The organism is Ignavibacteriota bacterium (assembly GCA_016708125.1).
Classification (GTDB): Bacteria; Bacteroidota; Ignavibacteria; order Ignavibacteriales; family Melioribacteraceae.
Genome location: JADJGF010000001.1, coordinates 2,768,748 through 2,793,898, shown reverse-complemented (window position 1 = coordinate 2,793,898; position 25,151 = coordinate 2,768,748). Strand labels below are relative to the sequence as shown.

Annotated in this window: 19 protein-coding genes; 6 read left to right on the top strand and 13 right to left on the bottom strand. The window is 29.8% G+C overall.

Going from position 1 to position 25,151, the window contains the following annotated elements; translation table 11 throughout:
* Window positions 1-9: 9 nt before the first annotated feature.
* From IPH62_12180 to IPH62_12170, 3 genes are all read right to left on the bottom strand, one after another.
* The gene (locus tag IPH62_12180) at window positions 10-990 is read right to left on the bottom strand and encodes an alpha/beta hydrolase (GenBank protein ID MBK7106031.1); all 981 of its coding nucleotides are present in this window, start codon (window positions 988-990) and stop codon (window positions 10-12) included.
* Window positions 991-1,069: 79 nt separating this feature from the next.
* Window positions 1,070-1,606: a T9SS type A sorting domain-containing protein gene (locus tag IPH62_12175; protein MBK7106030.1), complete on the bottom strand. Its 537-nt coding sequence runs from the start codon at window positions 1,604-1,606 to the stop codon at window positions 1,070-1,072.
* 1,281 nt (window positions 1,607-2,887) lie between these two features.
* Entirely contained in the window at window positions 2,888-5,899 is a 3,012-nt protein-coding gene (locus tag IPH62_12170; protein ID MBK7106029.1) for a TonB-dependent receptor, read from the bottom strand.
* 328 nt (window positions 5,900-6,227) lie between these two features.
* On the opposite strand from IPH62_12170, the gene IPH62_12165 reads away from it, so the two are divergent.
* Together IPH62_12165 and IPH62_12160 are read left to right on the top strand one after the other, a co-directional pair.
* Complete coding sequence (locus IPH62_12165; GenBank protein ID MBK7106028.1) at window positions 6,228-7,544, top strand: pectin esterase; 1,317 nt, start codon at window positions 6,228-6,230, stop codon at window positions 7,542-7,544.
* Window positions 7,545-7,552: 8 nt separating this feature from the next.
* Window positions 7,553-7,948, top strand: a complete 396-nt coding sequence (locus IPH62_12160) for a VOC family protein (GenBank protein ID MBK7106027.1) — start codon at window positions 7,553-7,555, stop codon at window positions 7,946-7,948.
* Window positions 7,949-7,951: 3 nt separating this feature from the next.
* Here the strand turns inward: IPH62_12160 and pelA are convergent, their stop codons facing one another.
* A complete protein-coding gene (gene pelA, locus IPH62_12155; protein MBK7106026.1) occupies window positions 7,952-9,097 on the bottom strand; it encodes a pectate lyase in 1,146 nt (381 codons plus the stop codon).
* 19 nt (window positions 9,098-9,116) lie between these two features.
* Window positions 9,117-9,554 carry a cupin domain-containing protein gene (locus tag IPH62_12150; protein ID MBK7106025.1) on the bottom strand — a complete coding sequence of 146 codons (438 nt, stop codon included), beginning with the start codon at window positions 9,552-9,554 and terminating at the stop codon, window positions 9,117-9,119.
* A 598-nt stretch (window positions 9,555-10,152) separates the two neighbouring features.
* On the opposite strand from IPH62_12150, the gene IPH62_12145 reads away from it, so the two are divergent.
* From IPH62_12145 to IPH62_12130, 4 genes are all read left to right on the top strand, one after another.
* Window positions 10,153-11,085 carry a PD40 domain-containing protein gene (locus IPH62_12145; GenBank protein MBK7106024.1) on the top strand — a complete coding sequence of 311 codons (933 nt, stop codon included), beginning with the start codon at window positions 10,153-10,155 and terminating at the stop codon, window positions 11,083-11,085.
* A gap of 184 nt (window positions 11,086-11,269) precedes the next feature.
* Window positions 11,270-11,710 (top strand): hypothetical protein, encoded by a 441-nt coding sequence (locus IPH62_12140; protein MBK7106023.1) that lies wholly within the window; start codon window positions 11,270-11,272, stop codon window positions 11,708-11,710.
* On the top strand, window positions 11,707-13,356 hold the full coding sequence (locus tag IPH62_12135; protein ID MBK7106022.1) for a S8 family peptidase: 1,650 nt from the start codon (window positions 11,707-11,709) through the stop codon (window positions 13,354-13,356). The genes IPH62_12140 and IPH62_12135 overlap by 4 nt, the downstream gene beginning before the upstream one ends.
* Window positions 13,357-13,700: 344 nt before the next feature.
* A complete protein-coding gene (locus tag IPH62_12130) occupies window positions 13,701-14,948 on the top strand; it encodes a tyrosine-type recombinase/integrase (protein ID MBK7106021.1) in 1,248 nt (415 codons plus the stop codon).
* Window positions 14,949-15,785: 837 nt separating this feature from the next.
* Here the strand turns inward: IPH62_12130 and IPH62_12125 are convergent.
* The 8 genes from IPH62_12125 to narH form a co-directional block, all read right to left on the bottom strand.
* A complete protein-coding gene (locus tag IPH62_12125) occupies window positions 15,786-17,408 on the bottom strand; it encodes a hypothetical protein (GenBank protein MBK7106020.1) in 1,623 nt (540 codons plus the stop codon).
* Window positions 17,409-17,555: 147 nt separating this feature from the next.
* A complete protein-coding gene (locus tag IPH62_12120) occupies window positions 17,556-18,185 on the bottom strand; it encodes a hypothetical protein (GenBank protein MBK7106019.1) in 630 nt (209 codons plus the stop codon).
* Window positions 18,186-18,232: 47 nt separating this feature from the next.
* Complete coding sequence (gene ric, locus IPH62_12115; GenBank protein MBK7106018.1) at window positions 18,233-18,982, bottom strand: iron-sulfur cluster repair di-iron protein; 750 nt, start codon at window positions 18,980-18,982, stop codon at window positions 18,233-18,235.
* A 44-nt stretch (window positions 18,983-19,026) separates the two neighbouring features.
* Window positions 19,027-19,458: a DoxX family membrane protein gene (locus IPH62_12110; protein ID MBK7106017.1), complete on the bottom strand. Its 432-nt coding sequence runs from the start codon at window positions 19,456-19,458 to the stop codon at window positions 19,027-19,029.
* A gap of 1,033 nt (window positions 19,459-20,491) precedes the next feature.
* Complete coding sequence (locus IPH62_12105) at window positions 20,492-21,982, bottom strand: NarK/NasA family nitrate transporter (GenBank protein MBK7106016.1); 1,491 nt, start codon at window positions 21,980-21,982, stop codon at window positions 20,492-20,494.
* 158 nt (window positions 21,983-22,140) lie between these two features.
* Window positions 22,141-22,869, bottom strand: a complete 729-nt coding sequence (gene narI, locus IPH62_12100) for a respiratory nitrate reductase subunit gamma (protein MBK7106015.1) — start codon at window positions 22,867-22,869, stop codon at window positions 22,141-22,143.
* Window positions 22,870-22,874: 5 nt separating this feature from the next.
* The gene (locus tag IPH62_12095; protein MBK7106014.1) at window positions 22,875-23,546 is read right to left on the bottom strand and encodes a hypothetical protein; all 672 of its coding nucleotides are present in this window, start codon (window positions 23,544-23,546) and stop codon (window positions 22,875-22,877) included.
* Window positions 23,546-25,099: a nitrate reductase subunit beta gene (narH, locus tag IPH62_12090; protein ID MBK7106013.1), complete on the bottom strand. Its 1,554-nt coding sequence runs from the start codon at window positions 25,097-25,099 to the stop codon at window positions 23,546-23,548. Before narH ends, IPH62_12095 begins: the two co-directional genes overlap by 1 nt.
* Window positions 25,100-25,151: the final 52 nt, after the last annotated feature.

Sequence of the window (25,151 nt, the reverse complement as noted above, 5' to 3'; positions counted from 1 at the left end):
ATACAAAATTTATTCATTCTTATTGACAAATAATTTATTTAAAAAATTAATTATAATTTCTTTTGTTTCATCAAACCATGGATGAAAAAGCCAAAACGGATGCGGAGTATTTTCAATTGTGTGCTGCTCAAAATAAATTTTATAACTTTTTAACATAAAAATTGCGTCGTCTCTTCCGGCGTGATAAAACGGAATTGAACTATTTATAAAAAGTATGGGACATGATTTTTCCGTTATATAATTTATTGGTGAACCTTTTTTCCAAATTTCCGGATTTTCAATTTGCGAAACGCCGAACCAAAGATGTGCAGATCTTGGTTTTTCCATGTTTGGAACTTCATCAAATTCCTTAGATTCAGAATGAAGAAAATCTAACAATCCATCAACATTAATAATTGCGTGAACTTTGCTTGAAATTTTAGAAAAATTTTCATCTTCAAATTCATTATAATCCGGAGTAAATCCCACCAGAGATGCTATTTGTCCGCCCGCAGAAAATCCTAAAACTGCAATTTTATTAGTATCAATTTTAAATTTTTCAGAATTTTTCTTAAGCCATTTTATTGAATTTTTTACATCAATAATTGCTGCGGGAAAAATTGCTTCTTGAGAAAATCTGTATTCTATTGTTGCGGAAACAAAACCATTTTTTGCTAATTCCATTGCCAGCGGAACTTGGTGCGATTTGTTTCCCGAATGCCAACCGCCGCCATGAATTAAAATTACTGCCGGTTTGTAATTTTTATTATTTGCATGATAAAAAATATCAAGCTTTAGTTCCCTTTCGCCATATTTTACATAGGATAAATTTCTTATTGCGTTTACATTTTCCGGAAGAATTGGTTTTACAATTTTGATGAAAGGAAAATCTTTTACGGCTTTTTGGTAAGCACTGAAAACGGTAAATGAAGTATCAATTTTTTGCGTTTGTGAAAATAAATTACAAAATAGAATAAAGAGAATAACTGATATTGATAAACTAATTTTCATAAAAATTCATACAATATTTTATTAAGAAGCATCCATCTAATTACAAAATGGATGCTTCAGGAGGCTCAGTAAAGGAGGCTTATTTTATTAATATCATTTTCTTTGTTTGTAAAAAGTTTCCGGCGTTTAGAGTATAGAAATAAACTCCGCTTGATAATCTGCTTGCATCAAATTTAACTTCATATTTTCCGGTATTCTGAACTTTATTTTTTATAATTGTTGCAACTTCACTTCCAAGAACATCATAAACTTTTAACGTAACATTTGCTTTTGATGGAATTGCATATTTAATAATTGTTGACGGATTAAACGGATTCGGATAATTTTGGCTTAACGTAAATTCTGATGGAATAACTTCAATTGAATTATCATCAACATCAGTCAGCCAATCATTTAATTTATCCGGGAACCAGTTTAAATCTCCAGCCGGAAATCCATCTTCAGCTCCGGTATATGCTACAGAAGAAGTTGGATATGATGCATCCAAAGAATCTCTATAGTATTGAATAACTCTTCTATCAAAATCATCAGTCATTCTGTCAAAAACTGCACCAGGAGTATTTTTAGATCTATTTCCACCGGTTGAATCTTCGTACCAAGTCATCATATTTGTCATTAATCTTGGAGTATTATTCAATGTTAAATCTGCAGCTTCTGTAAAAGCATTTTCTGCAGCAGTTCCTAACTTTGAAATTATATGATTTGATAAGTGCGGTGCACGACCAAATGATCCATTTCCATAATGATTATCATTCAACCAATTTTGACCTTCAGATGAAATTGTGAAATAATTATTATTTACAAACCATTCTGTGGAATCGTTTGGAGTAGAAAAAATCCAAGTAATTTTGTTATTACCATTAGTATAAAATTCACCTGTGTTTGCCCATTCTGCTGTACGTGTAGCATCCGTAGAATCTTCTCCTAATGCAAATGCATCAACAAAGAAATTATTCGTAATCATAACTTTATCACCTAAACTGCCAAGTGATAATAATCCGTGATAACCCATACCATTTGTAAAAGTATTATGATTAATTCTTACATATCCTAAATTTCCTGTTCCGGCTAAGGGATTACTAAAATTATAATGTCTAATTGCTCTATCTTGATAATTTACAAAAGAAGTATTTTCTACAATGAGCGTATCAATTGCAGCTTCTCTTAAATCAAGTCCTTTTCCGGCACCAAGATTTGATGTTGTTAAAGCACCCATATTTGCTAAAACTGAATTTGTAATTTGTACTTTTGATGAAGTATGAGCAACTCTAACATGTTGACCATTAATATTTGAAAGAATAACTCCATCTAAAACTATAGAATTTCCGGCAGCCGTAGTATTAATTAATCCACCTTGTGTTCCATCAACACGGTCCGGCTCTGGTTCGTAAAAACCGGTAATACAAATGTTTTTTAACTCAAGACTTGCACCATTTAATACAACAAAATTTCCGGGAGGGCGAGTTGGTGAAGATCCTGTTCCGGATTCCCATAAATAAACTATTGGTTTTTCACCGGTTCCCGATGCTGCTCTAATTCTCAATGTCTCACCATTTGGAACTGTAAATATACGATTGTGCAAATAGATACCGTCACGCGATAATTCATAAACTCTGTTAGGTAATATTCCATTTGCTGTTGTGTCAGCTATTATTTGCCAATTTATATAAGTAAGAGTATCACCGTTAAAAGGAACTAATTGCAATACATCTTCTTGTGCATAAATTGAGCTAAAAAATAGGATGCTAAAAATAAAACTCAATAATAGTTTTTTGATCCGCATTAAATCCTCCAAATTAAATTAAATAAATTAGAATGAATTATTAAAGATATTATACGCCACCTCCTCTTTTTTTATAACAATTATATTTTAAATTTTAATTAAGTAATTATTAAACTAAAAATTTAACGTAACTCCAAAATCCAAAGTTAAACCGTATCTTTCACTTTGATCAAAAAGAGTATAGTCATATTGTCTTCTCACTAAATCAGATCCCTCTTCTACATCGGTTAAATTATTTACATTAACAAATGCAGATAAATAATCCGTAATCTTTTGCTTAACTACTAAATCAATTCTGGTAAAAGGTTTTGTAACTCTGTCATCTGATCTAGCAGAAAACGTAACATTATGTTTTGCTTTATGAAACAATGATATTCTTGCAGAAAAACCATCCAAATCATAACCCAGAGATATATTGCCAAAAAATTCGGGCATTCCTTCAAGCTGCTGTACTCTTTCAATTAAAATATTTTTTGATTTTCTTAAAGGAATTAATCCTGATGAATCTATATATGAAATTGTTTGAGAACCGTAAGTAACGGTTTCGGAACGGACTATTGATGCATTATATGATAATACGAAATTTTTTAAGAACCCCGGCAAAAACAGAAAATTTATCTGATGTTCTAATTCAAATCCCCAAACTTTTGTTGGTTTGGGTGAATTGTACGGAAGTGTTAAATCATAGGGAGTTGTTCCCATTTTACTTGGCCATTTTATGCCAAAATGTTGAATTAGTGTATCTTGTAAAACTCCTTGTTCATCTCTAACTGCAAAAGTGTTAAAGTTATTTAACATATGAAACATATCATCAATTTCTTTATAATATGCCGATATTGAAATTAAGCCAATTTCATTAGTGAAGAATGATGTGTTAATTTCAAAATTCCATGCTTGTGCCGATTTTAATCCAATATTACCGACATAAACTTGAGGTCTGCTGCTTGCTTCTGCCGGTCTTCCAGCTATATATCTATCAAGTCTCATATTAAAATCGGGTCTTGCTAAAGCTTTATAAGCAGCTAATCTAATATTCATAAAGTCATTTGGTTTGATTAAAATATTTAGATTTGGAAGCCATACAGTTTGCTGAGAAGTAGAATTTGTATCTTGAATTACTCCGGGATCAACAGGAAATCCTCCGGTTGAACCACGCATAAAACTTGCTAAATAATCATTCGATTCGTTTTCAATTCTTAATCCGGTTATTACAGTAAGAAATTGTGAGACATTTAATGTATTCATCAAATACCCGGAACTTACCTTTTCCGTGATATTATAATCGTTATATTTTATTAAAGGATTGTCCCAAATTTCTTGAGCATTGGGTAAATCTGAACCGCTACTGTTTACTCCATATTGATTTATTCTTTGCCATTCTCTCAGTCTGTCACGTTCTATTATTGGGCTTAAAGGATATTTTCCATAAATATCTCTAATTTCTAAATCACTGAAAAATTCATTAAGTCCTATTGCACCGCCGCCGGCTAACCACCAATTTTCAAAGTATGTACCAGTAAAATCTTTAAGTTGAAAAGTTCCGTCGGGAAGTCTTTCATACGGCATCCATCTTCCTAAATAGTAAGGTGTTAATTTTTCTGACTGATTATTTGATCTATCTTTTATTTTATATTTGCCGCCGAATTTAAATTCTCCCGAAAATTCTTTACTAATGTTATATGTTCTTGAGATATCTAAAAATATTGTTTTTTCTTTATCGTAATTATTTTGTTCTCTAAAGTATGCCCAATCAAGTGAAGCATTTAAATAACTATTTACCGCATAATCTATAAGCTGTTCAGGATTTGTTTTAATTTTTGGTGAAGCTTCCATTCCTCCATCTTCAACAAAAATCATTTCATAATCATAAGGATAGTTAGCTTCACTTTCAGCAAACGATAATCCCCATGATAATTTAAATCCTAATAAATTATTGTCTCCTTTAATAGAACTATTAAATGTTCCTATTTCTTGTTCTCTATCTCTAAAATCATAAGCCGGACCGTCAAAATCTCCGCCGCCGTTTGAAGTAAATTCTCTATAAAACCATAAATAATCTCTTTTCGTTTTCCCGAGTACATTATTTATTCTGATAACACCGTCATCAGGAGTTCTAAAGTCTAGCAAAACTTTAAAACCATTTCTTTCTCTAATTTCATCAGTATGTTGAAGTAAAAAATTATTTATAAAATAATCACCTCCAAATGATTGATCTACGCTATAATTAACATTTATACTTTCATTGCTTCTTATTTTACTCTCAAGATTAGCATTAAGTTGAACACCTAAAAAATCATCAAAAAATCTCTCACCATAATTTACCGCAAAATCATACTGCTTAAATGAATTCATAATATCATTATATCCGCCTTTTAAGTCTAATCTTATTTCACGATTATGCGGAGCTGTTTTTGTTACTAAATTTACACTGCCAGCTAAAGCATCGCCGTCTTTATCTGAAGTTAAAGCTTTATAAAGTTCAATTCCAGCTAAAGAGTTTTGGGAAATCATGCTTAAATCTATTCCTCTTCCGGTTGCATCAGTTGGCGGAACTTTCATTCCATCAATTGTTACATTTAAAAATTTGTCGGATAATCCGCGAAGTATAACTTTATTTGCTTCTCCTCCTGATCTAATTACAGAAACACCGGGAAGTCTTCCAATTGATTCTGCAGCATTTGCATCCGGCAATTCTTGAATTTTTTCTTCCGAAACAATATTCACAATTGTATTTGAAGATAATTGTTGATTTATGGCGGCAACTTGCCCGGCAGCTTGTGCAGAAACTACAACTGTTTCGCCTTCAACAATATCGGGAGAAAGGTTTATATCAAAATTCAATGTCCTTCCACTTACAATATTAATTACAAATTCTTTTGGTTTATAACCAATATAAGAAATGCGAATTTTATGCTGTCCATCCGGAACTCTTGAAATTTTATACTCTCCTTCTAAATCAGTTGCACTTCCCATAGATGTTCCCATCAATACGGCATTAGCTCCAATAAGTGGCTTGTTTGTTAATGAATCGGAAATTATTCCGGAAATATTTCCTTGTCCAAAAATTTGTGACGTTAAAAAAAGCAACGTGAAAAAGGCAAGAATTTTAATGTTGTCTTGAGTCATATTTTTTCTCGATTAGTGAAAAAAACAGCCACAAAAAAAGTATGTAAAATTGAAAGTTATTTAAAGTAATTTTAAGCGATTACTTTATCAATTACTTAAACGCTTACTAAAAATCAGAATATTTTATATATTTGTCAAGTAAAAAAAATTTGAACTAAATTATTTTTACAAATTTTGTAAAAAAATAGTTCACCATCATTGAGAGCAAAAATTTATTTGATAGAATTTTTTCAGTAAATGTAGAATCTGATTTAGGACGGAAAATCTGAAACCATCTGATTTATTTCAATTTTGTATATTTAATTATTGAACTTAAAAAGTGAAAATCATGAAAAGAATTATTACAAAACTATTTTTCCTTATAATTTTATTTTCACAACTTTTATTCGCAAAAGAGAAAGCTGATATAATTGTTGATAAAAATGGTTCGGGAAATTTTTTAACAATACAAGAAGCAATTGAATCTATTCCGGCAAATAATAATTCATTAAAAATTATTTTAGTGAAAAATGGATTGTACAATGAAAAATTATTTATCCATAATTCTAATATTTCTATTGTTGGAGAAAATAAAGACAGCACAATAATTCAATTTGCAGAATTACGCAAAAAATGGATCCTAAAAAATAATTCACATTTTGGCTCAGCGGTTGTAAATATTGATTCAAATACATCAAACGTAACTTTTGCTAATTTGACAATTCACAATAATTATGGGGATTTATTTGGAGATCACGATCATCAATATGCAATTCTTGGATTGGGCACAAAAGTAATTTTAATAAATTGCAATATTATTGCTGATGGTGCAGATACCGTTAGCTTATGGGCAGAAAACGGAATGTATTATCATTCGCATTGTTACTTTGAAGGCTGGGTTGATTATGTTTGTCCACGAGGCTGGTGTTACATTACGGATTCAAAATTTTACGGACACAATTTAACAGCTTCACTTTGGCATAAAGGAATTGATGATAAAAATGCAAAGTTTGTAATCCGTAATTCTTATTTTGATGGAGTTGAAGGTTTTCCACTCGGAAGACATCACGTTGATGCACAATTTTATTTGCTCGATTGTATCTTCTCGGAAAACATGGCAGACGTTCCAATCTTTTGGCCTGTTTCACCAAATGCAAAAGAATGGATTTGGGGAGAACGTCATTATTTTTATAATTGCCACAGATTAGGCGGAGATTATGATTGGTTTAAAAATAATTTACACGAAGCAGAAAATTCACCAACTCCGGAAATAATAAATGCTGAATGGACTTTTAACGGAAAGTGGAATCCGGAAAAAGAAATACCTTCGGTTCTTCCGTTTACATTTTTAGAAAAACCAAGAAATGGTTCTTATAATATTGAAGCAAACAAAATTACTCTTACTTGGATTCCATCAAGAAATGCAGAATCGTTTAAAATTTATTTTTGGAAATCAAAATTTCCGCAAACTTTGAAGAATGGCGAAAAATTAAAAGACGGACCAAGTGCAAGCGGAGAGCCGGTTTTTGTAAAACATCAAACCGTAAATTATTTTGAAACTGAAATGTTAGAAAATAATTCAACATATTACTGGCGAGTTGATGAAATTATTGATGAAAAAATTATTGAAGGAAAACTTTATCATTTTACAACAAAAACAAATTAGGAAATTTTATGATATTTGAACATTTTGCTTTAAATGTAAATAATCCAATTGAAATAGCCGAATGGTATTCAGAAAATTTAGAAATGAAAATTGTAAGAAAAATTGATGAAGCTCCATTTACACATTTTCTTGCAGATAAAACCGGAAGAGTAGTTATTGAAGTTTACAATAATTCCAAAGCTAAAATTATTAATCTTAAATCCAAACATTCACTTGAATTTCATTTAGCATTCATGGTGAAAAATGCTGATGAAGTAAAGAATAATCTTATTCATGCCGGTGCTGTATTTGAAGAAGATTTAATTCTTAATGATGGTTCACATTTAGTAATGTTGAGAGATCCTTTTGGAATGCCGCTTCAAATTTGTGAAAGAGGTGTGCCGATGATGAATATTGAATTATAAATTTTACTCATAATTTTTTTTCATCCAATTTTGATAAAGTTGTAAAACTTCTTCCGGTTCGTATGTGTACCATGCGTAACCGGTTCTACGCTCGCGCTCGACTTCTTCCAAACTTTGCACAATTTTTCCATCACGTCTGCAAAAAATTGGTTGGTGAGTTTTCAAATCATAAAATCGTGTCCAAATTCTTGGTGCATTTTTATCTTCAACAATTTTTCTATCAAACTCTGTTTTATGATAAATAAATTCTGCATTTGTACTTTTAAATGTTTCAACTCTGATTCCATTTATTGCAGATTTTTCAAACCAAGACACAGCATTCATAATTGCAGTTTTTATTTTTTCATTTGGATTTTTTATCTTCATTAAGAATAAAACAATTTCAGCACTTTCCATATTACAAATTGCAGCGGGTTCAAATGTTCTTGCATTTTGAGGTTTTAGATTTTTATTATCATGCTGCTGACACCAAACAGTTTGTAAATTATTTTCTGTTATTTGACAATTTAAAATACATTGAACACCATTTTCAAATGCCGAATTTACTTTTTCAAAATATTCATTCGGAATAAATAAATAATTTGAATCTTGATTTGTAATATTGAATAACAATTTCATTACGCCGAGCATTGCGCCATCGTTAAATGTAATATATTTCCGATATCCGCTTGTATCCGGAAAAAATTGAGGAAAACCTCCATTATTATATTGTGCGGTTAATACAAAATCCAATCCTTTCAAAAACGAATTTATATATTTTTCATCTTTTGTTATTGTATAAACTTCTGCCAAATAACTTAATTGTGAATGAGTTGCTCCATTATCAAAAGTTGTGTTAAGTTTATTTTTTTCGGAAATTATTTTTGATTTTTGATCGGAATTTAGAATTGCCTGCATATCATAATTTTTTGCCCAGCCGCCGTTACTTTTTTGAAATAATAAAATATTATCTGCAATTTTTACAAATTCACTTGAATTATATTTTGGCTTATCGAGAAGCGGTTCAATTATTTTTTCATCATCATTAATATCATACCAATGATGTGCACTATCATGAAATCGATTAGTATCTAATTGGGCATAACTCAATTGAAAATAAAATAAAAACAAAATGCTGAGTAAATTGAAAATTGTGATTTTAAAATTCATAATATTAAGTTGAATCAAATTATTTTTCTAAAATATATTTTTTAATCACAAGATATTTTAATTCTGAATCGCCGATATTTTTAATTCCGTGCAACGAATTAGACGGACAATAAAAACTTGAATACGGTTTTCCAATTGCTGTTTTTCCATTTAAGAAAAATTCTGCGGTTCCCTCCAAAACAAAAAAGAATTCATCTTCAAGATGTGAATGCGGAGCGTGGGTTGCAGAAAATGGTTTAACTACACTTAGTTTTAAAGTTCTTCCATCAATAAAATTTTTATCGACAAACCAATATTGATATCCAACTTTTGTCCCAACAGTATCTTCAATGTTAAACTGATTCACACAATTTTCAAGCGTAAATTTTGTTGTATCTAAAGAAATTGGTTCTATGTTTTGACAAATTAAGTTGGTTGTTACAAATAAAATTAAGATTGAAAATAATATTTTTTTCATGTTTATACTTAACCGATTACTTTATTGATTACTTAAAAGCTAACTTAAAAATAAATAAATTTCAAATAAAATAATTGTATATAAAAGAAAGTTTTTAAATAATTTATTTAAGCAGCTAAGTACGGTGAATTTCCATTAAGAACCATTTCATGATAATCTAACTCAATTTTGAGGTTTCTGAAAGCAATATCAGGGTATACCTCATCAATTCTAGGATCTCATTATGTCGATAAGTCGAAGTGTAAATTTCTTAGTTAGCAAGTAAAATGAAATAATTTGTGATGAATTTGTACTACAATTCTGTAAGTAATTGTAAAATCAATATTGTTTAGGAGAAAGAACGTCTTAAATGTATTTTATTTTTGAATTGACAACATACTAAAAATGTTAGGATTTTTAGAATATACACTATTTAACTTTTTATTTGTAAGTATTTATACGTATTTACAAAAAAATAAAAATTTCTTATCTTTCAAAAAGAAATTTAAATTTTTATTATTAAATCATTTTACATTTGTTATTGTATTTTTAGTTGTATAGTAATTTTAAATGACTGGTTTTTGCACAAAGCGAAATTAATTATAAGTTAGAGGTTTGCATGAGGAGTCCTATAATTCATTCTGTAAACTACTTTACAATAATAATGGTTGTCGTAAGCATTTTATTTTATAATTGTTCAAAAAAACCTACCGAAATAGATGATGATGATCCTTGTATATATTGTCCGTTTGATTTTATTTTAATAGATTTTCATCCTGCTTGGTCTCCAGATGGTATGACGATAGCCTATGTTCACAGTGATACAAATAAAGGAAAAACTGGTATTTATTTGATTGAATCAAGCGGAGCGAATAATAGACTATTTTTTGCTAGTGCTGGAGCTGGAACACCAGATTGGTCCCCAAATGGAGATTGGTTGGTTTTTGAAAATTATGCGAACATATTTAAAATAAAAACTAATGGTGATAGCTTAATTCAATTAACATCAGAAGGATCAAATTATTTCCCAAGTTGGTCCAGCGACAATAACTGGATTTTTTATGATTCAAATAGGGATAGTCCAAATGGTATGAACTTCATTTGGAAAATGACAATTGACGGAACGATTCACACTCGTATAGTTTATACACCCTTGGAAGGTGAGGCAAGACAACCCAATAATTCTTATTCAAACAAAATTTTACATATTAGATTTCTCATTGGCGTTGAATCATCGGAAATATTTGAAATGAATAGCGATGGTTCAAATATAACAAGGCTGACTTTTAACTCAGCAACCGATCGATACCCAAAATATTCTAGCGATGGTTCAAAAATTGCCTTTTCATCCCAATCTACAAACAATAAATTCCAAATTTCTGTAATGGATTATGACGGTAAAAATATTAAACAACTTACAACAACTCAGGGCTATTATTGTGATTGGTCTCCAAATAGTAATTTGATTGTTTATACTGATTCTAGATTAAGTAATGGGAAACTTTGGATTATGCATAGTGATGGTAGTAATAAAAAGCAATTAACATTTTAAAATTAAAAAATAGGAGGTATTATTAAAAAAAGAAATAAAACCGTCATTATGTTGGCGCACAATGACGGTTAAAGAACAATAAATGATCTTTGCACAGTATGATATATAAATAACATACTAAGAAATTTATTGTTCCTTTAACGTAGTTAAAAAAATATTTTTCTACAAATTAAAGGAGTTGAAAATGCAATTCAAAATTATTCACAAAGTGATTGGTATATCACTTTTTATTCAGTTTGTAATAAACCCATATTTTATGACTGTAAATGCTCAGATCAATGAAATAGATGATGAGCTTTTAATCTATATTTTGCCTGATTCCTTAGATTTCCCTAAAAATGAAACAGAAATACTGGACCTAAAAAAAATAAAAATTACATCAAAATCACTAGATAAAGCTTTAAAAAAGGTTGAATTGAAACTGATTAAAAAAGCATTTCCTAATTTCAGCGAAGCAGATACAAGCGTTATAAACGATGATGGTGAAAAAGTTAAACTACCAAATATGTCAAGAATTTTTATTTTAAAATTAAAAAAGAAAAATGATATTCAAGAAGTTATAGAAGTCTTATCAAAAGAACGAAGTGTCTTATTTATAGAAAACAGATGGATGCGAAACTTATGAGCGATCCAACATATAGTCAACAGTGGCATTTAAATAATACTGGTCAGTCTTCTGGAAACATTGATGCTGACATTGATGCCCCTGAAGCTTGGCAAATATTCAAAGGCAGTTCTTCAGTTAAAATAGGAATATTTGATACAGGTGTTTCTTTGAACCATGAAGATCTGAGTGGTAAAGCTTCAGGTGATAATAGATCAAGTGCTGGTAGCGAGCCATATCAATCCCATGGAACACATGTTGCTGGAATTGCAACTGCTAAAGCAGATAATTCATATGGCGGTCGTGGAGTAGATTGGAATGCAAAAATCGAATCTAGGCAGATTTTCGATGGATACGGTTCCTACTTAGGGGACCAGAATGCGTCAGATAAAATTATTGCTGCAGCTAATGCTGGCATCCAAATACAAAATCATAGTTGGGGGGGAACAACTTTTAATACAACCATAAGACTTGCTTTTGCACATGCTTATAAAATGAATAGAGTTGCAACCGTTGCAATGGGTAATTCTTATGAATCAGGTAATTCAACTATGTATCCAGCTGCATATGGGCAAGGAATTACTGCTGTAGGAGCAACCACAGATGAAGACGAAAGATCCCCATATTCACAAACCGGTAATCATATTGATGTTGTTGCACCAGGTGGAATTAATAGCTGGACTTATAGAAATGGGCATGATATTTGGTCAACCTTTGGTAGTAACAGTTATGAAAATATGGCTGGAACTTCCATGGCTACTCCAGTTGTTGCTGGAATTGCATCTCTAATAAAAGGTTATAAATCATATTTAGATAATGATGATATAGAAAAACTTATTCGAATTTCAACAGATGACAAGGGAGCAACTGGATGGGATCAAGAATATGGGACAGGTAGAGTAAATGCATACAAAGCATTACAACGATTAGGATCACCATATTTGACCAATCAAGCAACAGCAACAGGTGGCACAATATATAGCATTGACAATATTATTCGAGGACAAATTTATGGAGCTACTGGATTACCTGATGGTATATATTGGTATATTAGATATAATGTAAGAAAAACTGTAACTTTTTATCCAGCTTATACAGCAGATATGTATATTTGGGGAAGAGGTTCTAGAACTACTGGTTGGGCATCCAGCCCTACCTATTCGATGCCTTGGTGTGATTTGGTTCCAGGTAGCATAGTTGGAAATTCGGCTATATTAGAAACATATTGCTATCAAATATATGAGGATGGTGGTGTTGGATCACCTTATGGTGGTGGTTTTGCCCCTGGTGATTATATTGGGTGGTTTCCATGTTCACCATCTAATGCAATATTTGCTTTTACAACAAATGGAAGGATTTCAATATTAAAAAGTAATGAAAATTTAGAAAATGAAAATATTTTTTATTATACTGAACTAGTAGGTAATTATCCAAATCCATTTAATCCATCAACTACCATCAAATATCAAATTCCAGAGAAAACAATAGTTAAGTTAAGTGTATTTGATGTTCTTGGAAGAGAAGTTGCTCAATTAGTAAACGAGGAACAAGACGCGGGAAAATACTCGGTTCAATTTAATGCAACAAATTATGCAAGTGGAATTTATTTCTATCATATTGAAGCAGGTAATTATGTTGCAACAAAGAAAATGATACTTATGAAGTAATATTATTTAATGAAAAGCCGGACTTTGTTCGGCTTTTTTTTTGATACTTTTTGTGTTTAATTTGTGTGGAGAGTTTATAAGTTATTGTTTTTATTTATATTTAGTGGAGGTGGCGGGAGTTGTACCTACTATATTTTATTATTTTTCTAGCTATTCATCATTTCTTTATTTATTTGTTAACTTATTATTTTATAATACGTTATACCTAATATTATATTTTTTGATTTCTTTTATAATCTTATAAATATCTTTTATTATCGCATATTTTTGTAAGAATATTGTAAGAATAATTGATATTGAATTGTCTAAACAATATCTTTATTTATTGAAAAAAGAAGACTAAGATGAATATTAAATTTTACCTTGAACAGAAAAAAAATAGAACTGGGAAACATACTATTTGGTGTTTTATTAGGGAAAAGAATAGGACATTACCATTAAATACTGGAGAAAAGATTCAACCAGAATTTTGGGATGTTAATCAGCATAGAGCAAATGAATTAAAAACAAAAGATAAAATGATGAAAGGAATGTTGTACGGACTCAATAATTACTTAAATATGTATGAAAATAGAATTAGAGAAATTATTCGAGACTCAAAAATTAGAAATTTTAATGCAGATTTTGATGATATTGCTCAAGAAATAAAGACAGCATTTTCAAATAAAACACGAAACTTTTTTGATGATTTTGACGATTTCATTTCAGCTAAATCAACTCAGGTTTCTAAAAGTACTATGAAAAAATATATGCAAACAAAAAAACATCTTAAAGATTTTGAGAATGATATGGGCATAAAAATATCTTACTCAAAAATAAATCTATTATTTTTTGATAAATTTTATCCGTATTTAATTAGTAATAAAAACTTTATTGATAATACTGCGAATAAAACTATTAGCTTTCTTAAAGTATTTATGAATTGGGCAGTTGAAAGAGAGTTAACAAAAAATACTGATTTTAGAAATTTTAAGATTAAATATAATAAAAATGATATAGTTTATTTAACAGAACAAGAGCTAATGAATTTATATGATATAAAACTAGAGAATGAAAGGTTAACTAGAGTAAGAGATGTTTTTTGTTTCCAATGTTTTACAGGGCAGAGATATTCAGATATTGAAAAAATATCTATCTTAGATATTAAAAACGGGATTTGGAGATTTAGAGCCATTAAGACTGGAGAAATTTTGGAAGTACCACTAAACCATTATGCCCTTTCAATTTTAGAAAAATATCGTGGTTGGGAATCTCCATTACCAATTATAAGTAATCAAAAAATGAATGAGTATATTAAAGAACTTTGTAAAGTTGCCAAGATTACAACTCATGTTAAAGTATCAAAAATAAAAGCAAATAAAATTGTAGAGGAAATTTTACCAAAATATAATCTTATAGGAACACATACAGCAAGAAGAACATTTATTTCATTATCTTTAAAAAATGGCATGAAACCAGATTATATTATGAAAGTTGTCGGTCACTCAGATTATAGGATGATGAAAAGATATTTAGCAATAGACAATTCTGAAGTAAGAAATGAAATGGATAAAGCTTGGGGAAGTTCTCTAAGATTAGTTAAAAAGAATTAGAATTAATAACTGTATCAGTTTTAAAAACTTAAAGTTGTGAAAATAATTTATGTAAATTTTTTATTAATAGTGTTGACTAAATACTTTGAATTTTTATGAAACAGAATTTAATTGTTAAAAATTACTACTAATTTTTTAAAATGGTGAAACTCAAAAATCGCTTAATAACGACATTGGTGATATTTTTGTTTCAATGATAATTTGATCCAATAAGTCAAAAAAATATAAAATAATTGAATTAGCTCTAGTCCCGCTACTAAAGCCCTTATTTTATAAGGGCTTATTTTTTATCTACACAACTACTACACACAATTTCTCAAAATATTTATATTTTTTCTCTTCATATTTCATTCAACAATTTTATCAAAATATCATAAGCTTAATTTTATTACCAAAAAAACCAAGGTTTTTTTAATTCCAACAACTTAAAAAAAAATACAAAAACGACAATACCAAAATGTTATACTTAGCTTATAGAGATTTATCTAAAAAATGGACTTTACCAATTCAAAACTGGGCTCGTATTCTTTCCAATTTTTCGATTTACTTTAAGGAAAGATTTCATGATTTTTAATAACTCAATTTTCCATTTACACAATAAACTTTACACTCTCGAGGCATTAAATATTTATAAATTTATTTTTTATAAATATAAAAGATTTCATAATTATTTATCTTTTATTTATTAAATTTGATCTAAAGTGCTGGGAAAAATATTTCTACTTGTTTTCTTATCTTAAAAGCATTAATCCCCAATCTCATCTAAAATTAAACAGGACTATTTCACAACTTACTAGAAATTAAAATATTAATATCACAACATTTTTGTTCTGACTCTCATTCGAACAACCCAATTGAAATATTACTATTCTCATCGCATTCAAATCTGTTTAAGACTGCTGACATTTGTCCAGTCCATACAACACTGTAGTTCCAAGTTAAAATTTTCTGACAGTTGTTAATACCTCGATTAGTACCAAATTTAATAGAATTTGAGGTTTCAAATAAATAAGGTATATCTTTTACTTCTATTTTGTAATCGTCAATACGCCAACTTGAATAAAAATCTCGGTGCTCCTCTTCTTTGTAACTGATGATTTTATCAAAATCATTACTGAATTCAATATTTATACTTCCAGTAATTTTAACTTCACCAATACCATCATTGTATGATGTATCCCATACTGAACTAAATACATTTCCAATTATGTTTCCATTTTGATTGTTATATGTGGTCTTATAGTTTATATAATAAGGATCTTCGTAAGTACTATTCGAGTCTGTTCTTTGAAGAAAACCTTTTACATATATTTCTATTGCTGCTACCTTAAAATTCAAATTGGAAGTAATACACGGATTAGAATTTTCAGGTAACTTTGCCACATAAAAACGTACAGCAGTCCATGGTTTTAACCTAAGTGATTCATTTGGCCAATTAATAAATAATTCCGAATAATTACTCAATTCCAGCTCCAATGCCTTTCCAGATTTCATATTTCTGAATATATCAAATGATTCCGAAGTTAATTCCTCATTACCTTTTGGATACCATAAAACATTTTCACCATTTAATTCTCTTAGTTTAATTAAAATTTTTTCATCAGTACTAACACTATTTCTAAGCTTTATTTTTCCATTTCTTACTTCTATTACTGCACTATGTGGAACGTTACCGTAAATTCCTTTAGCATCATTGTTTCCCCACATATCTCTTGTAAATAACGCAACCACTTGTTTATTTTCTGCTTTAATGTATGCTACTAACTCATCCCACTTCTTACTAGTTAATTCATTTGCATTCAATCCGCCAATATCATTGAAATGTGTAAGTAAAAATGCTTGCAGAGTTTGATGGCCTGTCAATGGATTAGAATTTATATCTGTATTTGTATTGGGAAATTTCTCTTTCACACTTTTCCATGCTGAATCTGCAACACATCCTCTTTTTATAAAATTATCAAGCAGAAAAGTTAAAGTTCCTTTATGACAATTTGCAATCACTCCGTATTTGCTGAAATGATTTATTTCAGTTTGAGCTGATAATTTCTCTTCATCAGTAACAATTTCTGCACAAATACCCATATCAAAATACTCAGATGCATTTTCAGTAAATGAAACATATATCAGTGGATTGTGATCTGAAGGCCAATTATCTGGTAATGAAAAGCTAAGTTTTGCAGGTTTCTCTAATGTTAGACCATCAGGTTCCAAATGTACTGATTTAATACACCATTCGTGCATTTGTGAGCTGGGTAATGAAGTTAGTGTTATTCTTGTATCTTCTTTTAATGCACCTGCAGGGATTTGTAACTTAATTTCATCCTTAATGGTTATTTCTCCGCCTTGTAGTGCACTAATTATTTGATATGATTCTTCAATTCTGGTTTCAGTGGGTGAATCTATTTTACAAGAAATGATTAAAAATGCTATTAAAATATAAAAAAGGATAAATTTATTCACGGTACCTCCATTGTATTTTAAAACAGATTGTCAATGATTAACCGTAAAAATTTTTCAATTATTGCAGCGTTGATAACTATAAATAAATCATAAAATAATTGATAAATTTTGAATGATTATTGAAATATTAAATTAATTTTTATTAATTCATTTAATATTTCCTTTTTGTTGAAGATAGAAATTTGCGTCGCTAAATATTATATTTTCCTCACGATAAATGTGCAATTTCATCGTTTCAATAATTGCTCTACCTTGATCAAAGACAACTTGGAAAGTAATATTCCTTGATTTTTCATCCGGAAGTTGAGAGCCTAACCCAAGAAAATTAAAAACAACTGCAGCTGCTTGAGCAACCTTTAAGTGTTCATCTTCAAGTATATCTATTCCGGTATAAGAGGAATTTACAAAATTATACTCCTTTTTTTCTATCATCAGCCTCTTAACAAAGGGAAAAACCTCTCGTTCTTCTTTCTGATTATGCAAAGGAATTGTATGATCCATAAATTCAAAAAAATTTCTGAAACTAATATTTATATTTTCATTAAAAATCCAATTTTCACTTTTCCAATTATGTAAAGCCACTTCAAATTTATCAAGAATCTTATCAAATAATTTATGCTCATCTACCAATTCTTGTAATAAGGGATGAAGTTTATCATATAAAATTGGTTGTGAATTAGGAGGGTTATAAGCATCGGGTGGATTCATTGGAGAAAATTCTTCTTCAGAATTTTTATCGACAATTTTCTGTATTTTTTCTGAACCTAGGTTATTCATTTACTGCACTCTTATTTATCTTTTAATGATTATTTAAAAAATATTTATTAATAAATCCTTGATAAATTACCAACTAAATTTTCCTCGAGAAAAATTGCCTTGGGAAATAAAATGTTATTTTCCAAATGAATGTGTAAATGTAAATCATTTTCAAATTCATCAAGTTTTTTGAATGTTATATTGTAAGTATTACATGCATCTTCAGGCAATTCATAATTATTTGTTATTGCGCGTATTTTTTTAAGTAGATTTCCAGCATTTTCATGTTCCATAATCATCATTGAAATAGGATTACGAACAGTACCAAAAGGTGATGGATCAATTTTTGTATTATTCTTTTGTGCATTTGAAAGAGAAAATATATAGGGGAATAAAATCCGTTCTTCTTTCATTAGGTGATGCTGTAGTTCTTCAGATGCATCATTAAAATATTCTTCAATCTTAAATAATTCAGGATGAGAATCACCATGAACTTTGGCAATTTTATTAGTAAATTCAGTTAGAATAGGTATATTTTCTTTTACGTATTTATGATGAATATTAATTATATAGTCTGTTAAAAAGCCAATTTCCCATTCCTTATAGTTTTGTACACTCTCAACCGATTGAAAAATTTTCTTCTCCAATTCTTTTGATAATTCTACAACTTTAAGGTTTTTATCATTGCAGACTTCAGAAATTGTCTTATTTCCACCGCAGCAAAAATCAATATTATATTTCTTGAATACTTCAGCAGTTTTATAATTATCTTTTACTATTTCGCCAATAGTAGATTTTAAATCTATTATATTGTTCATTTTTTCCTTTATAAATAAATTATTAATATTTAATAAAATTTAATCTAATATGGTTTTACTTTTCTTTTTTCTAAGTAAGAATCAACTGATAGAATTCCAGAACCAAACAGAAAGAAAATCACTAAAAGCACCAAAACTAATGTTGAAAGTTCAAGAGATTGTTCAACGCGTGCTAATCCTTCTTTTAAATGGAATAATAAAATTGCACCTAATAAAACTGGAATTTGAAGTAAAGCAGATAAACGAGTTAATAAACCTATTCCTAATAACACTCCACCAATTATATGTATTACAATTACATAGGAATACCACCAATACCATTGATCTGATCCAGTCAATTTTGTAAAAACCGAAGGTTCAACAAAAAGTATTATTCCCCGTACAAATAGAGCAAAACCCACAAATATTCGTATTAGAGAAAAAGCTGTATCTATATTTTTTTCAAACCATTTTTTTAACGAAAGATATGTATTCATAAATGCTCCAAATCATTTTGTTTTGAAATTGATAATTAAGTAATAGCCAAAATAAAGTGAATCTAAAGTAATAAATTAATCGAAAATTGGAACAGCTATAATTTGTTGAGTATAATTCGTATTTCAAAAACCAATGTCAATTTTATTTTTTAACTACAAAGACAACCTAAATCATTTTAAATGTATATTTTTTCTTTAGATTAAAATATTTATAAAATCGTTTTGGTTGGATTTTATTCAACCAAGAACAATTTTTGTATATTTAATTGATCATAATTTGGAATTTGTCCAATAACTTTGATTAACGATTCTTGTTTTTTGATAGTAAATTCATGATAATTGACAAAAAATAATTCTGCATTTTTACTACTTGGAATCAAATTTTTTGTATTCTTGAGAACTAAAATATTCAATCTTTTATAGAATGATGATTAATGAAAGCAAACCAAGTTTAATTCAAAATCCTTTTATCTTTTGTCTATTTGCAGAGTGGCAAAACAATCATTGCATTATTAAATACACTAATAACAAATCATTAAATGCACCCACAAAAATTACTAATTAATTTTTAGCACTTGGTATGTGGTTCTTGGTTAATTACGAGTACTGAACAGGCTCCTTTTCAAGAATTGATCTTACCCTTATTAAAGAGATTTACAACATATTACTTAGTAAAAGAAACATGTGGATACCCTTATCATTTTTTGTTAATGGGCGGCATATTATGAAAGATACCCATTAAAATATAATCCACTTTATTGGTTAGTAGTTTCGTCTCTTGGCTTGTATAAATCTTGTACATTTAATATGGATAAATCAATTAAGTTGTATTTTTGACAAAGTTCCAGAATATTATATTTACATTGAATTATATTTATATAAACATCGAGTTTAACTTTTTCTGGATTAATGAGCTCAATGTAAATAGAAATTAAAATTTTTTACATTTAAACAATAAGTATAAAGTGACTTTTCTTCAAAAAAAAATTATTTTTTATTTTTATTAACCAAAATTTCAAAGAACATAAGTTACTTAACCTGCTGATTCAAACTTACTTGTAAGTTCCGGTAAATTACTATTAAGCATTTTTGTAACAACTGAAGTAAACCAACTAAAACAAATAATTGATAGAACTAAAACAAGAAACCAACTTGAAGTCCATATTCCTGTGAGAGTAAAAGTATATCCAAAAACGATCGGGAAGAAGAATCCACCCAAACCGCCTAGAACTCCAATAGCACCACCAACTACACCAACTTCATTTGGAAAATACTCCGGAATGAACTTGTAAACACCTCCCATTCCAATTCCCCACGCAATCCCTATTAAAAAAACTAATCCAGTAAAAATCCAAACATTTGCCTGGAAGAAAATTCTTGTAACTCCCCTAGCAATAAGTTCCTTTCTCTTGACTACTTTTCCAATTGAAACAACTGGTTCCTGCCACGATTCAATTTTTGGTAAAACTATCATATTATTATTTTCATGATGGGGCTTAACACCTTTTTTCATAAACTCAACTTTGGTTCCATCTATTTCAATAAAGTTTTCTTCTACCCTTGTTATCTTACCATCTCTATTTGCAATTACCCCATATCCTGGCGAATAGATTTCCATTCTTGGAAAAATTAAAAGAAAAGATAAAATAATTGATGCTCCGAATACACCATACATTACTTTTCGCGCACCAAACATATCAGAGAGCCAACCCCCAAGTGCTCGGAATAGCCCTGCTGGAACACTAAAGAGAGATGTTAAAAAACCAGCTGTAACTAGCGGAAGATAATAAGCATTGACGTAATATGGAATAAGCCATTGAGAAAAAGCTACAAAACACCCAAATACTAAAAAATAATACAAACCAAATCTCCATGGCCGTATATTTTTTAATGGATCGAATAATTCTTTAAATGATTTCCTTTTATTCGGAAATTTGTTTTGTGTAAAAACAACGAAAAGAATACCAGTAAAAGCTAAGATCACCGAATAAATTTTTGGTAACGTTCTCCAACCTTCAATGAAAGTATTATTTTCAGTCAATATCTCTAAAAGACTTGGGGCAAATAGTACTGTTAAAGCGGTTCCAATATTACCCACTCCAAAAATTCCTAATGCAGTTCCCTGTTTGTCTTTGGTAAACCATAAAGAAGTAAAAGCAATTCCACTTGCAAAGCTAGCGCCAGTAAGTCCAAAAAGAAAGCTTAGAAACGCAAACACTTCAAAACTGTTTGCAACACTTAATAGAAACATTGGGATGCTGCAAAAGAACAGCAATGCGCTGAATACAATTCTTCCTCCATACTTGTCTGTCAACATTCCAACGGGAAATCTAAATATAGAACCAGATAAAATTGGAAGCCCAAGTAACCAACCCACCTGAACACTATTCCAATTATATGTTCCAGTTTCCACAAGGAATGTTACTAATACGCCGTTTATTGTCCATGCAGCAAAACAAATCATAAATGCAAACGTATTTACAAACAAAATTTGATATGATTTCTTAATTGAATTTTCGATCATATTTTGTATGTCCTAGAAGTTAGCATTACTCAACAATTCTCAAATTTATTAGAATTCAAAAATGAATTTATCAAATAACCCAAATGTGTTTTCGTTCATCTATCTTTCTTGATAAATACTTTTTCAGATCAAAAATTTCAGACTTCATATAAATATCATTAATTATTTTTAGGTTTATTTATATTCCAACTTGATTTGGGATTTCTAACATTCTTTCTGTCCCAGTTCCAAATAACTTTTTGATAAGGTCGCCATAAATAACTTAATGGAAAAACAAGTAAATGTACCAAACGAGTAAATGGAATTATCAAAAAAATAAAAAATGCAATTATTATGTGTAGCTGAACTATAAAAGGAAGCATTGCAACTGCATCTATATTAGGATAAAAAGTAAATATTGATCTTAGATACGGTGAAAGTATAGTGGCGAACCAAGACGAACCCCATCTATTAGAATAAGCAACCCAAAGTCCAAAAAATATTTGAGATAATAATAGTAATTCTAAAATGATGTCCATAATATTAGTAACTTTTCTCAATCGGGCATCTGATATTCTTCTATAAAATAAATTACTTAAGCCGACTAGTGTAAGTATTCCCCCAGTGAAAGCTGATATTTCAAGGATTATCAATCTTGCGGGCATTTGATTCCAAGCTAAAATTGAAGATGGAAATAAAAATGCTGTTAAGTGTCCAAAGAATAAAAACAAAATCCCCCAATGAAAAGGTACAGATCCCCAGTATAATTTTCTTGTTTCCAAAAATTGAGACGATAACGATGAGAATTTAAACTTTGTCGCTTTATATTTATAGATTGTTCCAACAAAAAACAGCAACAGAGCTGCGTATGGTAAAACAATAAAAAAAATAATATTAAATATATTCATTTAAGTTACCTTAATTTTTCTATAGACAATTCCTTTGTAATTTGATGAGTGTAATTATTATCAAATATCCGATCTACAGTAAGTTCAGGAAAATCATTATGCAGCATAAGTAGTAATGTTTTAATAGTGTAAATGTATATTAAGCTATAAGATTTATCATGATCTATCAATGTTTTATGATGTTTTTGATAAATATTTCTTTTTTTTTCAATGTGTATTAAATCAAATTCCGATTCAATTTTTTTTAAAGCTGGATAAAGAATATATGAAATAATATCTTCAAGTAATTCTTCATTTTCCAATTTTGGCATTAACTTTATTACGTTTGGTAAATGATCAGCTAATTCATTCCCACATTCATTTCCGGCTTTTTTATGCTCTTTACTCAAATTAACAAGCAACTCCCCTCTTTTATAATCATCACCAAAAAGCACGTATCCAAGATCAAGAGTAGTTAATGCCTGAACATCAAAGGAACGTGTGTAGATTTCTTCCCAAGATTTTTTATTAATAATTTTTGAAAAATCACAAAAGTTATTAAAAATTTTTGAAGCTTCTGGATATTTAATAGTTAAATATTCTTGAACCTTTTCAATTTTTTCAATCAAGGAACTTTCAGGATATGAAAACACATCAGCATAAATCTCATAACTTTTTAAAGCTTCTCTATTTAACATTAAAGTCCTCTCTGTGGAATCTCTCTAAAACCAAATCCAGTTGATCCTTTTACATCACCTGTAAATTCCATCATTTCGATTGCTTGTTCACGATGCGCTGGTGGAATATTGAATCTATCTTCAAATTTGGCAAGGGATGTTAATCGATATATGTCATCTGCAGTTTCTTCGTTTAAGTTTACTTCTGTTAAGGAAACTCTTGCTAATTCCGCATTAATATCACCAACAGTTATGTGTCTGCGATGAATCCTAACAGCTAATTGTTTTTTAAGTACTTGAATTAATTTTTCTTCATTTCCCGTACCAAATAAATTTGCCATATATTTAATAGGAAATCTAGCTTGATCAATAGTTTGAATTATAGAGTTTGAACTAGTGTTATATTTGTAATGTTTATTCCAAAATTTTGCAATAGGATCAAGTTTCTCTGCCTGCGTTGAATTATCGGTTTCTGTTAACGATGCCATAATAGGCATCATTGGAGGAACATAAAATAGCATTGGCAAAGTTCGGTATTCTGCATGTAGCGGAAGTGCCATACCCCATTTTTTAACAAATTTATAGATTGGTGAAGTTTGTGCAGCTTTTAAAGTTGAATCCGCAATTCCGTTTTTCTGTGCAAATTGAATTACTTGTTCGTCATACGGATCAAGAATAAGATCAAGCTGACTATTTATCAATTCGTTTTCAGGTACTGAAGCTGCGGCTTCAATTTTTTCTGCATCATATAACAAAACTCCTAAATAGCGAATTCTTCCCACACACGAATGCATGCATGCAGGGGCATATCCAGCTTCTAATCGGGGATAACATAAAATACACTTTTCTGATTTCCCAGTATTCCAGTTATAGAAAGATTTTTTGTACGGACAAGCTGAAACACACATTCTCCATGCACGGCAGACTTTTTGATTTATTAGAACTATGCCGTCTTCACCTCTTTTGTAAATTGCGCCGGATGGACAAGATGCAACACAAGCAGGATTTAAACAATGATTGCAAATTCTTGGTAAATAAAACATAGCCATTTTTTCCAATTGAAACATTGCTTCACATTCAGCTTCTGTTAAATTCTCTAAATTGGGATCCTGACGGGCATATTCTAGTGTACCGCTTAAATCATCATCCCAATTTGGTCCTCCTTTTATATCAATCTGTTTTCCAGTAACCAGCGAGATAGGTACAGCAGTAGGCTGATCATTGCTTGCAGGAGATTCTATTAGGTCCAAATACTTATATGTCCAAGGTTCATAATAATCATCAAGTACCGGCAAATAAGGATTGTGAAAAATATTAAGTAACCCTTTTAACTTCCCTGATCCGCGAAGATTTATTTTATCATTACCATTTCTCTTCCATCCACCCTTATAAATGTCTTGATCTTCCCATTTGGTTGGGTAACCAGTTCCGGGTTTAGTTTCAACGTTGTTCCACCACATATATTCAGCACCCTTCCTGTCTGTCCAAATATTTTTACATGCAATCGAACAAGTGTGGCATCCTATACATTTATCTAGATGAAATACCATTGCTATTTGTGATCTCACATCCATATTATTATTCTTATATTGGTGATTTTTTTGTTTTTATATTTAAGTATGTTCA